The organism is Streptomyces sp. NPDC059080 (assembly GCF_042739975.1).
GTDB classification, from domain to species: Bacteria; Actinomycetota; Actinomycetes; order Streptomycetales; family Streptomycetaceae; genus Streptomyces; species Streptomyces benahoarensis.
On sequence record NZ_JBHYGX010000007.1, the window covers coordinates 237674 to 249186 of the forward strand.

The 11513-nt window shown below is 74.2% G+C and carries 9 protein-coding genes; 5 read left to right on the plus strand and 4 right to left on the minus strand.

Going from position 1 to position 11513, the window contains the following annotated elements; translation table 11 throughout:
* Positions 1-192: 192 nt before the first annotated feature.
* On the minus strand, positions 193-1764 hold the full coding sequence (locus tag ACFWWQ_RS08485; RefSeq protein ID WP_384592171.1) for a VWA domain-containing protein: 1572 nt from the start codon (positions 1762-1764) through the stop codon (positions 193-195).
* A 712-nt stretch (positions 1765-2476) separates the two neighbouring features.
* Between ACFWWQ_RS08485 and ACFWWQ_RS08490 the strand changes: the two genes are divergently transcribed.
* A complete protein-coding gene (locus ACFWWQ_RS08490; protein WP_384592173.1) occupies positions 2477-3793 on the plus strand; it encodes an alpha/beta hydrolase in 1317 nt (438 codons plus the stop codon).
* Between the two features lie 162 nt (positions 3794-3955).
* On the opposite strand, the gene ACFWWQ_RS08495 is transcribed toward ACFWWQ_RS08490, so the two are convergent.
* On the minus strand, positions 3956-4807 hold the full coding sequence (locus tag ACFWWQ_RS08495; RefSeq protein ID WP_384592176.1) for a polysaccharide deacetylase family protein: 852 nt from the start codon (positions 4805-4807) through the stop codon (positions 3956-3958).
* 234 nt (positions 4808-5041) lie between these two features.
* Between ACFWWQ_RS08495 and ACFWWQ_RS08500 the strand changes: the two genes are divergently transcribed.
* Genes ACFWWQ_RS08500 through ACFWWQ_RS08510 form a run of 3 tightly spaced genes read left to right on the plus strand, consistent with a single transcriptional unit; the run spans position 5042 to position 7469 of the window.
* A complete protein-coding gene (locus ACFWWQ_RS08500) occupies positions 5042-5782 on the plus strand; it encodes an ABC transporter permease (RefSeq protein WP_384592179.1) in 741 nt (246 codons plus the stop codon).
* Positions 5779-6456, plus strand: coding sequence for an ABC transporter permease (locus tag ACFWWQ_RS08505; protein ID WP_384592182.1), 678 nt, complete (start codon positions 5779-5781; stop codon positions 6454-6456). Before ACFWWQ_RS08500 ends, ACFWWQ_RS08505 begins: the two co-directional genes overlap by 4 nt.
* A gap of 35 nt (positions 6457-6491) precedes the next feature.
* Complete coding sequence (locus ACFWWQ_RS08510; protein WP_384592227.1) at positions 6492-7469, plus strand: ABC transporter substrate-binding protein; 978 nt, start codon at positions 6492-6494, stop codon at positions 7467-7469.
* Between the two features lie 231 nt (positions 7470-7700).
* Here ACFWWQ_RS08510 and ACFWWQ_RS08515 read toward each other — a convergent pair whose 3' ends face one another.
* Positions 7701-8858: a betaine/proline/choline family ABC transporter ATP-binding protein gene (locus tag ACFWWQ_RS08515; RefSeq protein ID WP_384592186.1), complete on the minus strand. Its 1158-nt coding sequence runs from the start codon at positions 8856-8858 to the stop codon at positions 7701-7703.
* Positions 8859-9128: 270 nt separating this feature from the next.
* Between ACFWWQ_RS08515 and ACFWWQ_RS08520 the strand changes: the two genes are divergently transcribed.
* Positions 9129-10070, plus strand: coding sequence for an NADP-dependent oxidoreductase (locus ACFWWQ_RS08520; RefSeq protein ID WP_384592188.1), 942 nt, complete (start codon positions 9129-9131; stop codon positions 10068-10070).
* A 145-nt stretch (positions 10071-10215) separates the two neighbouring features.
* Here ACFWWQ_RS08520 and ACFWWQ_RS08525 read toward each other — a convergent pair whose 3' ends face one another.
* Positions 10216-11205, minus strand: coding sequence for a hypothetical protein (locus ACFWWQ_RS08525; protein ID WP_384592191.1), 990 nt, complete (start codon positions 11203-11205; stop codon positions 10216-10218).
* Positions 11206-11513: the final 308 nt, after the last annotated feature.

Sequence of the window (11513 nt, forward strand, 5' to 3'; positions counted from 1 at the left end):
GTAACGGGCCGTGTGGTCGATGCCCTGACTGGCGGCCGAAAGAGGTGGGTTTTGCCGCTCAATAACCGGCCCATGGGTCGGTTATTTGGTTTCGGGGGGAAGGGGGAATACGGGGACGGAAACGCCGACCGGCCGCGGCGCCGGGCCCGGTGGGGCCCGGCAGCGCGGCCGGTCGGTTGGGGTGTGCGGGTGTCAGTTGTCCTTGAGGACGCCTGCGGTGCGGGCTTCGGTGAGCCATTCGGGGAACTCGACCATCAGCTGCTGGTAGAGCTCGTCCGAGGAGAGGGCGCGGGGGTCGCGTCCGGCGTGGAAGAAACCGGCGTTGTCGACGACGCGCTTTTCCGGTACGGCCAGGTCGTCGAGCTTGCGGAGGAAGTCGAAGCCCTTGGCTTCCGGGTCGCCGAAGCCGATGAACTGCCAGAAAATGGGGAGCTGGGCGGCTTCGCAGAGCGCCCGTTCGGCGGCGGGCCGGGAGGTCGGGGCGCCGTCGGTCTGGAAGATGACGAAGGCCGGGGCCGTGGTGCCGGACTTCTTGTAGTGCTGGACCACGGAGTCGATGGCCCAGTGGTAATTCGTCCGCCCCATGTGGCCGAGTCCGGCGTGGAGTTCGGCGATACGGCCCTCGTAGTGGGCGAGGTCGAGGTCGGCGGTGCCGTCGACGTCGGTGGAGAAGAAGACGACGGGGACGATGCCGTCGTCGTCGAGGTTCGCGGAGAGACCGAGGGCCTGTTCGGCGAGGTGCTGGACGGTGCCGTCCTTGTAGTAGTTGCGCATCGAGCCGGAGCGGTCGAGTACCAGGTACACGGCGGCGCGCTGGGTGGTGAGGCCGTGCTTGTCGAGGGTCGCGGCGGCGGACTTGACGAGGCTGACGAGGGCGGGGGCGGTGGCCTCCACCTTGTGGAGGGCGGTGTTGCCCTGGGGGGCCTCCGTGATCCCAGCGGTCTCTGTGACCTCTGCGGTCTCCGTGACCTTTGCGGTCTCCGTGACCTTTGCGGTCTCCGTGGGGGTCTCGGTCTCCGTGGCCTGGGCGGTCTCCGTGACCTTTGTGAGGGCCTCGGTCTTCGTGGCCTTCGTGAGGGCCTCGGTCTCCGTGACCTCTGTGGGGGCCTTGGTCTCAGTGACCTCCGTGGCTTCCGTGACCTCCGTGGCCTCTGTGGATTCCGCGGGCTTCCGGGCCTCGACGGACTCGGTCGCGTCGGAGGCCGGGGCGTCGGAGGCCGGGGCGTCAGAGACTGAGGGGCCAGAGACTGAGGGGTCAGAGGCCGGAGCGTCAGACGCCGGAGCGTCGGAGGCCGAGGTGTCAGACGCCGAGGCGTCAGAGACCGAGGCGTCAGGGTTCGGCGCCTCGTCGGGCGTCGCCGCGGCCTTCGCGGCCTTCGGGGCCTGCTCCGGTTTCGGGCGCTCGGCCCGGTCGTCCACGTGGCCGGCCTGGGCCGGAACGGTCGGGGACTCCGGCTCGGCGGTGGATTCCTGGGGGGCCGTCCGGGCGGCGGGGACCTCGGCCACCGGCCGCTCCGCCACCGGCCGTTCCGTCGTGGGCCGTTCGGCGGCCGGGGCCTCGGCCGCGGGCTCTTCCGCCGCGGGTGCTTCGGCGGCGGGCCGGTCGGTGGGGGTGCCGGGTGCGGACTCCTCGCGGGCCTCCGGGATGGTGGTGGCGGGGGTGGCCGGTTCCGGCGTTTCCGTGCCGCTCGGTGTGGTGCCCGACTCCTCCCGGGTCGCCTTGGAGCGACCGAAAGCGTTGCGCAGCAGACTCCGAATGCCCATCGGCGGACCTCTCTTGGGGGTGGTCGGTGCGGCGTATGTCCGTGAAGCTGCGGACATGTCCCTGACCAGGACGGATACGTAAGGGTAGCGGCCCGCACCGGCGTCACCGTGGGATCTCGGGCGCCGCGTTGCCCGTACGAGGGGGTGCGGCGCGGGGCGGTGCGGAGGGCGACGGGAGCCGAAGGGAAGAGGTGCCGGGCCGCTCGCGGCGCGCGGCCGGACGGCGGAGGGGACGGAACCGGCCAGGTACGGGGGCAGGGCGACGGCTGGCGGGAACCGGCCAGGTGGGGAGCCACGGTGACGGCCGTACGGAGGTGGCCCGGCCGATTCCGTACGCCGCCCCCGCCGAGCCCGTACGCCGCCCCCGCCGAGCCCGTAGGAAGGGGCACGGCGGCACCCGGCCGGAGGCCACCCGCCACCACCCAGGCCATTTCCGGGTACCTGGATTCCGCTTCGTTATGCGGGCTCCCGTATGATCACCGCTCCTCTCCTGGTGCGTGAATGCGGCCGCGCGGGGGCGGGCTCATATCACGGTGCGGACACGGGTCGGCAAGGTGTGGGTAAGGAAGTGGTTCGGACAGGTATCCGATGTCCGGTCGATCCCCTCTTATCCGGTGACCATCGGTTTGAGCCGCCCGTTGTGGGTCAAAGGCGGTCGCAAGCCGGGAGCCGGGCGAGAGCCCTTGCGAGGGTGACAGGAGATGTGGGGCGCATGGGGCTGACCAGTCGGTCGCTCGAAATCGCGGTGGTGGCACTGGCGGTGGTGCTCGTCGCGCTGACGGTGTGGCAGTGGCCGCGGCTGTCGGGGCGTGGGGTACGGGTTCTCCTCGGCAGGTTCGGGGCCGTCGTGCTCACCCAGGTGGCGCTGGTGTGCGCGCTGGCCCTGGCGGTCAACAACAGCTTCGAGTTCTACGGCAGTTGGGACGACCTCCTCGGCAACGAGGACAAGGCGCCGGTCGCGGTCGGTGACAACGGCGGGCAGTACGCCTCCGTCGGCACCACCAAGGGCGCGCTCATCCAGCCCGCCGGGCCGCAGGGCCTGGACCGGGTGACGGGACTGCCGAAGGGCCCCGCCGACAAGGTCGGGAAGATGGAGTCGGTACGGATCGTGGGCCGCCGCAGCGGTGCGATCAACCCGGCGTTCGTCTATCTGCCACCGCAGTACTTCCAGCCGCAGTTCCGCCGTCAGCGGTTCCCCGTGATGGTCGTGATCAGCGGTTACCCCGGCGGCATCATGAACCTCGCGCAGCACCTCCAGATCCCGCAGAACGCCGGGCGGCTGATCGCCAAGGGCGCCATGCAGCCGACGGTGATGGTGATGGTGCGGCCGACGATCGCGCCGCCGCGGGACACCGAGTGCGTGGACGTGCCGGGTGGCCCGCAGGCCGAGACGTTCTTCACCAAGGACCTGCCGGACGCGATGCGGTCCGCGTACCGGGTGGGCCACGACGCCAGTGCGTGGGGCGCGTTCGGGTACTCGTCGGGCGGCACCTGCTCGCTCCAGCTGGCGATGCGGAACCCGAAGATCTACACGTCCGCCGTCTCGCTCTCCGGCGACTACGCGATCAAGGACGATCTGACGACCGGCAGCCTCTTCGGCGCCGGTCCCGAGGGCGCGCAGCGCGAGCGGGAGCACGATCTGCTGTGGCGGATGAAGCATCTGCCGGTGCCGCAGATCTCCGCGCTGGTGGCCAGCAGCCGCAAGGGTGAGCCGGACTACGGCGCGACGATGGACTTCCTGCACGCGGCGAAGGCACCGATGACGGTCGACTCGATCATCCTGCCCCGCGGCAGCCACCAGTTCGGCACCTGGCGGCGTGAGGTGGTTCCGGCGCTGGAGTGGCAGAGCAGGCAGCTGACGTTCCCGCAGGACGTCGTGGCGGCGCCGCACAAGCCCGCCGCCCCGCACGGTGCCCAGGCGCCGCACGACGGCAAACCGGCCGAGCACCCCACGGGTCAGCAGGCCGATGCCCCGGCCACCCAGGCGGAGCGCCGCCGGGACCCGGTGGAGTCCGCCGCGCAGGACTGACGGCGTACGGGAGCGGGCCGGGCACGGGGTGAGGAGCCACCCGGTGCCCGGCCCGTCGTCTGTCCGGGAACGGGTGCGCCCGGTCCGTCGTCTGTCCGGGAACGGGTGCGCCCGGTCCGTCGTCCGTCCGGGAACGGGGCGGGCCCCCTCGCGCCGCCGCGCTCAGGGCCGGTACACCATCCCCGGCTCCGGCTTCGCGGGGGAGAGCAGCTGGGAGACGGTGACGAGCGTGAAGCCGCGGTGCTTCAGCTCCTTGAGGATGCCGGGGACGGCCGGGACGGTGCCCGGGTAGATGTCGTGGAGCAGGATGATGCCGTCCTGCTCGGTCTGGTCGAGGACCCGCTTGGTGATCAGCTTCGAGTCGTTGGTCTGGTAGTCCTTCGCCGTCACGCTCCACAGGACCTCGGCGAGCCCCAGTTCCTTGCTGACCTTGGCGACCTTCTCGTCGGTACGGCCCTGGGGCGGGCGCATCAGCGTGGGTGTCTTGCCGGTGAGGTCGTGGACCGCCTTCTGGACGCGGGAGAGCTGGCTCTTGATCTCCGCCGGGGTGGCCCCGGTGAGGATCTGGTGCGACCAGGTGTGGTTGGCGAGCTCGTGGCCCTCGCGGTCGATGCGCTTCACCTCGGCGGGGCGCTCGGCGATGTGGTTCTTGCCGAGCATGAAGAAGGTCGCGTGGACCTGTTCCTTCTTGAGGATGTCCAGCAGGCGGTCGGTGTTCTCGCTGGGACCCGCGTCGAAGGTGAGCGCCACGCATTTGACCTTGCGGCAGTCGACGGCCGAGCCGTCCGCCGCGTCCTTGCCGCTCTTGGCGTCCTTGCTGTCCTTGCTGTCCTTGGTGCCCTTGCCGTCTGCCGCGAGCTGGGCGTCGCGGGCCTTGACGTCGGCCGCCGGGGCGTCGTCCCGGGCGTCGGCCGGGGCGATCTCGTTGGCGGGGGTGCAGCCGCTGAGCGCCAGGATCAGGGAGGTGGCGGTCAGCAGCCCGGCTATGGCGGGGCGGCGGGCGGTCTTCGGCATGGAACTCTCCGGGCGGCGCGGGGGTGAGACGACAGCCGGCCGGACGGTTGCCCGCCAGCTCCGGGGAACTATACATAGCGTGTAGACATGTGGTGTCTACGCCCTGTGTAGAGGTGCGGGGAGGAGAGGAGGGCGGGGCGTCCGCCCATGAGGAGTGGTCCTGGAGGGGGCACCCCGGCCCGTTCGGACGCGCCCCGCGCGACAGCCCGCCCCGCCCCGGGGTGGACTCGTACCGTGACCGCACCGCCGGACGACTGCCTGGCCCGCAACGACTGGATCTGCGGCGACTACCTCAGCAGCCGCCGGCACATCCTGCTCGACGCGGTGGCCGAGCACGTCCAGCTGACGGTGGTCTCCGTCGCCCTCGGGCTGGTCGTCGCGGTGCCGTTGGCGCTGCTGGCCCGGCGGCACCGGTGGACGGCGGGGCCCGTGCTGGCGCTGACGACGGTGCTCTACACGATTCCGTCGCTGGCGATGTTCTCCCTGCTGCTGCCGGTCTACGGCCTCTCGTCCGCCCTGGTCGTGGCGGGTCTCGCGCTGTACTCGCTGACCCTGCTGGTACGGAATCTGCTGGCCGGTCTTGACGGCGTACCGGACGAGGCGAAGGACGCCGCCCGGGGCATGGGGTACGGGCCGACGCGCCAACTGCTCACCGTGGAGCTGCCGTTGGCGCTGCCCGCGGCGATGGCGGGGGTGCGGATCGCCACCGTCTCCGCCGTCGCGCTCACCACCGTCGGCGCGATCGTCGGCCACGGCGGGCTCGGCAACCTCATCTACGCCGGGATGAACTCCTACTTCAAGGCGCAGGTGCTGACCGCGTCGGTGCTCTGCGTGCTGCTCGCCGTTGTCTTCGACCTGCTGCTCCTGGGCGCGGAACGGCTGCTGATGCCCTGGCGGCGGCGGGCGCGCGCCGCGCGGCGGGGGCGCGCGCGGAGGGCCGTGCGCCGCCCCGTCGCGGCCGGGCGGCAGCCGTGAACGCGGTCTCCGGCGCCGTCGCCTGGCTCACCACCGCGGCCCACTGGTCCGGCGAGAACGGCATCGGGCACCGGCTCGCCCAGCACGCCGCGCTCACCGTCGGCTGCCTGCTGCTGAGCTGTCTGATCGCGCTGCCGGTCGCCGTCGTCCTCGGGCATCTGGGGCGCGGCGGGGCGCTCGCCGTCAACCTCGCCAACGTCGGCCGCGCGGTCCCCACCTTCGCCGTCCTGGTCCTGCTGCTGCTCACGCCCCTGGGGCGGCACGGGGAGTGGCCGACCGTCATCGCCCTGGTGCTGTTCGCCGTGCCGCCGCTGCTGACCAACGCGTACGTGGGGATGCGCGAGGTCGACCGGGACGTGGTCCGGGCCGCGCGCGGCATGGGGATGACCGGCGGTCAGCTGGTGTGGCGGGTCGAACTGCCGCTGGCGCTGCCGCTGGTGCTGACCGGGGTACGCATCGCCGCCGTCCAGCTCGTCGCGACCGCCACCCTCGCCGCACTGGTGGGCGGCGGCGGCCTCGGCCGGATCATCACCGCCGGGTTCAACCTCGCCTCCACCCCGCAGGTTGTCGCCGGTGCGGTCGTCGTCGCGGTGTTCGCGCTGGTCATGGAGGGGGCGTTCGAGCTCGGGCTGCGGTGCGGGCCCCGGCGGTTGCGGGGACGGGGGGCGCGGTGAGGGGGCGCGGGCGGGTGTCCGGCCCGGCGTGTGTCCTGGCCCCGCGCGCTCCCCGCCCCCGCACTGGACGCCGCCCCCGTGCGCTCGCCCTCGCACTGGGCGCCGCTCTCCTGGCGTCCTGCGCGGGCGGCCCCTCCCTGGAGGACCGGGGCGCCGTCACCGCCGCGCCCGGGGACCGGCACCACCTGACCGTCGGCTCGGCCGGGTTCACCGAGAGCGAGCTGCTGGCGCAGATGTACGCGGCGCTGCTCCGGCACGCCGGATACCGGGCCGATCTCGTCACCGTCGGCAACCGCGAACTGTACGAGCCGGCCCTGGAGAGCGGCCAGGTCGACGTCGTCCCCGAGTACGCCGCGACCTTCGCCGACTGGCTCCAGGCCAAGGCACACGGGGCCGGAGCCCGCCCCGTCGCCTCCCCCGGCCTCGGCGCCACCATGGGCGCGCTGCGCGCCCTCGCCGCCCCGCGCGGGCTGACGGTGCTCGCCCCGGGGCGCGCCGTCGACCGCAACGCCTTCGCCGTCAGCGCCTCCTACGCCGCCCGCCACCACCTGCGCACCCTCAGCGACCTGGGCCGCGCGAAGCTGCCGGTGCGCCTCGCCGCGGGCGATGAGTGCGTACGCCGTCCGTTCTGCGCGCCGGGGCTGCGGAAGACGTACGGGATCGACATCGCGGCCGTCGACCCCAAGGGCGTCGGCACCACCCCGGCCAAACAGGCGGTGCAGAACGGGCAGGACCAGATGGTGCTGACCACGACCACCGACGCGACCCTGGACCAGTTCGGGCTGGTGGTCCTCGCCGACGACCGCAGGCTCCAGAACGCCGACTACGTCGTGCCCGTCGTCAACCGCTCCCGGGCCGGGGGCGCCCGCGCCGCCGCCGCGCTCGGCCGCCTCAACACCGTCCTGACCACCGCGGACCTGGCCCGCCTCAACGAACGCGTCGACAGCTGGCGCCGCCTCCCGGAGGACGTCGCACACGGCTATCTGACGGAGAAGGGGCTGCTGCCGAGGTAGCCCTCGCGGCCCCCTGGCCCCGCGGCCCCCTGGCCCCGTGGCCCCCTGGCCCCGTGGCCCCCTGGCCCCCGTGGCCCCGTGGCCCCCTGGCCCCGTGGCCCCCTGGCCCCCGTGGCCCCGTGGCCCCGTGGCCCCGTGGCCCCGTGGCCCCGTGGCCCCGTGGCCCCGTGGCCCCCTGGCCCCCGTGGCCGAAGGGGCGAAGGACGCGGGCAGCCCGGCCCGCCGCCCCGTTCACCGCGTCGGTACGGACGCCACCTCACCGGCGGCGCGGGGGCCGCCGCGCTCCCCGGGGACGATCGTGCGGCGCAGCGCCTCATGGAGCCGGGCCGGGGTCAGGACGCCGAGGAAGCGTTCGCCGTCCAGGACCGCGATCCAGCCCGCGTCGTGTTGCAGCATCTCGCCGAACGCCCGCTTGAGGGTGGCGCCGACCGGAACCCACGCCTCCATCCGGCGGGCGTGCCCGGACACCGGCCCCGCCGCGTCCGCCAGCTCCGTGGCGCCGACCCAGCCGTGCAGCGCGCCGGAGTCGTCCAGCACCACCGCCCACCGGGCGCCGTGGGCCCGCAGCCGGGCCGCCGCCTCCGTGGCCGGTTCGCCGAGCCGGGCGAGCGGCGGGCGCTCCAGGTCGGCCCGGTCGATCCCGGTGACCGACAGCTGTTGGAGCGCCCGGTCGCTGCCGACGAACTCGGCGACGTACGGGGTCGCAGGCGCGCCCAGCACCCGGTTGGGCGTGTCGAACTGCTCGATCCGGCCGCGCCCGTAGACGGCGATGCGGTCGCCGAGGCGGATCGCTTCCTCGATGTCGTGGGTGACGAAGAGGACGGTTTTGCGGAGGGTGCGTTGGAGGTGGCGGAACTCGTTCTGGAGGTGTTCGCGGATGACGGGGTCGACGGCGCCGAAGGGTTCGTCCATGAGGAGGACGGGTGGGTCGGCGGCGAGGGCGCGGGCGACGCCGACGCGTTGGCGTTGTCCGCCGGAGAGCTGGTCGGGGTAGCGGTGTCCGTAGACGGTGGGGTCGAGGCCGACGAGGTCGAGGAGTTCCGCCGCCCGCTCCCGCGCCTTCGATCGTTTCCACCCGGTGAGCACCGGCACCGTCGCGGTGTTGTCGAGGACCGTGCGGTGCGGGAAGAGCCCGGTCTGCTGGATGACGTAGCCGATGCGGCGGCGCAGCCGGACCGGGTCGACGCGGGAGATGTCCTCGCCGTCGACGTGGATCGTGCCCTCGGTCGGGTCGATGAGCCGGTTGACCATCATCATCGTGGTGGTCTTGCCGCAGCCCGACGGGCCGACGAGGGTGACGAGCTCGCCCTCCGCGACCTCGAAGGAGAGACCGTCGACGGCGGTCGTCCCGTCCGGGTAGCGCTTGGTCACGGAGTCGAAGCGGATCATCCGCCCATTCCAACCCGCCCGGCCGCGCCGGTCCCCTCATCCGGGCAATCGGGTGGGACGGCCGTCGGGGCACCCGGGAGGGGCGGTCTTCCGGGCCGTGAGAAGGGCCGCCCGCCCCGGCAATCGGGTGCGGCGGCCGGATGGGGCGCGGCGCGGGGGCCGTACGAGTTGCTTCGGCGGCGCCGCCTTTCCTCCTGCCGCGTCGGGCCCGTCCGGCGTGCTTACGATCGCGCCCGGCCTCCGGTCGGACGGGTGGAAGGGAACGCCACGATGAGAGCCGTAGCAGTCAGCGCATTCGGTGCCGAGCCACAGCTCATGGAGCTGCCGCAGCCCGAGCCAGGGCCGGGGGAGGTCCTGGTGCGGCTGTCCGCCGCCGGGGTCAACCCCATCGACTGGAAGATCGCGGACGGGATGTTCGGGGACCCCGACACCACGTCGTTCCCGCTCGTCATGGGCGCGGACGGGGCGGGCGAGGTGCTGGCCGTCGGGACCGGCGTGCGGCGCTTCACGGCCGGGGACGCGGTGTACGGCACGTTCCAGCGGCTGCGGCGCGGCGGCGGTTCGTACGCGGAACTGGCGCTCGCCGATGAGCAGTCCCTCGCCCACGCGGCCCGCAGCGTCACCTACGCGACGTCGGCGGCGGTGCCGACGGCCGGGATGACGGCGTACAACCTGGTGGAGGAGACCCGCATCGGGGAGGGCAGCCGGGTGCTGGTCGTCGGGGCGACCGGCGCCGTCGGCACCTTTGTGACGCAGCTGGCGCACGGGCGCGGCGCCGAGGTCATCGCCACCGCGCGGCCGGTCATGGCGGATCTGATGCTGACGCTGGGCGCCGTCGAGACCGTCGACCACACGGCGGGCCCCGTCGCCGACCAGGTGCTGGCCGTCCACCCGGACGGCGTCGACGTCCTGATCGACCTGGTCAGCGACGCGGAGGCGTTCACCACGATGATGCGGACGGTGCGGGACGGCGGGACGGCGGTGTCGACGATCGGCGCGGCCGACGCGGATGTCCTCACCGACCACAATCTCCGCGGCTTCAACTTCGTCAACCGGCCGTCCCCGCAGCTGCTGGAGATCCTCGCCGGACACGTCGACGGGGGCCGCCTGACGGTCCTGGTCGGCAGGGAGGTTCCGCTGGAGGAGGCCCCGGCGGCGGTGGCGGAACAGCGCGCGGGGCGGGCACAGGGGAAGACGGTGCTGGTGATGTAGCGGCCTGTTGGCCCGGGCCGGCCCGGTCCGGTGCAGACGGTCCGGCGCGGCCCCGTGGGAGCTTCCCGCGGGGCCGCGTGGCGTGAGGGGCGAGGCGCGGCCGGGGCGGCGGCCGTCCGCTGCCTCCCCGGGCGGCCCCCGCCGCTCAGCCCCCGTGCCGCTTCCGCAGGGCGCCCCGGACCGCCCGCACCACCGGCCCGCTCCCCGCGGCCAGCCCGGCGGTCACCAAGGCCCCGCAGACCAGCTCCGTGGTGCCCGTGTGCAGCGACGCCGTGAGCGCGTCCGTGTACGCGGCCGCCGCCGGGCGCGGGACCGCGTGCGGCAGCGCGTCCAGGGCCTGGGAGCGGACCGGTACGAGGGCCACGGCGAGCAGCGCGGTGGCGGCGGCGCAGAGCAGGGCCGCGGCGGTCAGGGCGCGGCGTCGGCGGCGGGCGAACAGGAGTCCGGCGGCGAGGCAGAGCGCCGCGGCCGGGGGCGCCAGCCGGGCCGTGGCCCGTACGGCCTGGTAGGCGGCGCGGGCCCGGGGCACGTAGGCGGCGGGCAGCAGCACGATCTCGGTGCCGGTGTGCGGCACCCGGCGGGCGATGTCGATGCCCAGCCCGTTGGCGGACAGCTGGTGTTTGACGCGCTCGATGATCGGGGCGACGTCGAGGCGGACGGGTGCGTCCCCCGAGGCGCCGAGGGTGGCGTCGAGGGCGCGGTGGGCGGTGCGGTGCACCTGCCGCCACACGGCGGGGAACGACGGCCCGGTGACGACCTGCCGGACCTGCTTGTCGACGAATTCGCGGATGCCGCGGGTGAACCGCTGGCGCAGCGCGGGGCGTTGCGGCCGGGGGATCGCCGACAGCAGCCCGTCGAGGCGGACGTGGCCCATCACGCCGTCGGTGACATCGTCGACGATCGCGTTCTGGATGGTGTGGTCGCGGGCGAGCGGCGCGACGGCGGTGACGTACCGCCTGGTGTCGGTGAGCTGGTCGCGGGCCCAGACACCGGCCAGGGAGACCGGTGCCAGCAGCGCGGCGACGAGCAGCAGCACGGTGGCGGCGCCCGCCCGGCCGGGCCGCCGAGGGGCGCGGGGCGTTCCCTCGCGCGCCGTGCGGCGGTCGCTCGCGCGCAGGGGTGCGCTCGCGGTCACGTTCGTGCGCTCCTTCCGTACGGCGGCGGGCGGGGCCGTCTCTCAGGCAAGCGGGAGTCGCGGGCGGTCGCGACCGGGGCCGGGGCAAGCGGGTGAGGCGGTGCGCCCCGGCGGAGCGCCCCCGGCGGTGCGCCCCGGTGGAGCACCCCGGCGGTGCGCCCCGGTGGCGCGTCAGCCGGGAATCGGCCGCGCCCCGGTCCCGCCCCGGCGACGACTCGCCGGCGCCTCGGGGGGGGGCGGGCGCGCGGCCCCCCCCCCCCCCCCCCCCCCGGGGCCCGCCCCCGCCCGGCCCCCCCCCCCCCGCGGCG

Bases quoted from the DNA above. Each gene is read 5' to 3' on its own strand.
- ACFWWQ_RS08485 (WP_384592171.1), bottom strand. From the start codon at position 1,764: ATGGGCATTCGGAGTCTGCTGCGCAACGCTTTCGGTCGCTCCAAGGCG.
- ACFWWQ_RS08490 (WP_384592173.1), top strand. From the start codon at position 2,477: ATGGGGCTGACCAGTCGGTCGCTCGAAATCGCGGTGGTGGCACTGGCG.
- ACFWWQ_RS08495 (WP_384592176.1), bottom strand. From the start codon at position 4,807: ATGCCGAAGACCGCCCGCCGCCCCGCCATAGCCGGGCTGCTGACCGCC.
- ACFWWQ_RS08515 (WP_384592186.1), bottom strand. From the start codon at position 8,858: ATGATCCGCTTCGACTCCGTGACCAAGCGCTACCCGGACGGGACGACC.
- ACFWWQ_RS08520 (WP_384592188.1), top strand. From the start codon at position 9,129: ATGAGAGCCGTAGCAGTCAGCGCATTCGGTGCCGAGCCACAGCTCATG.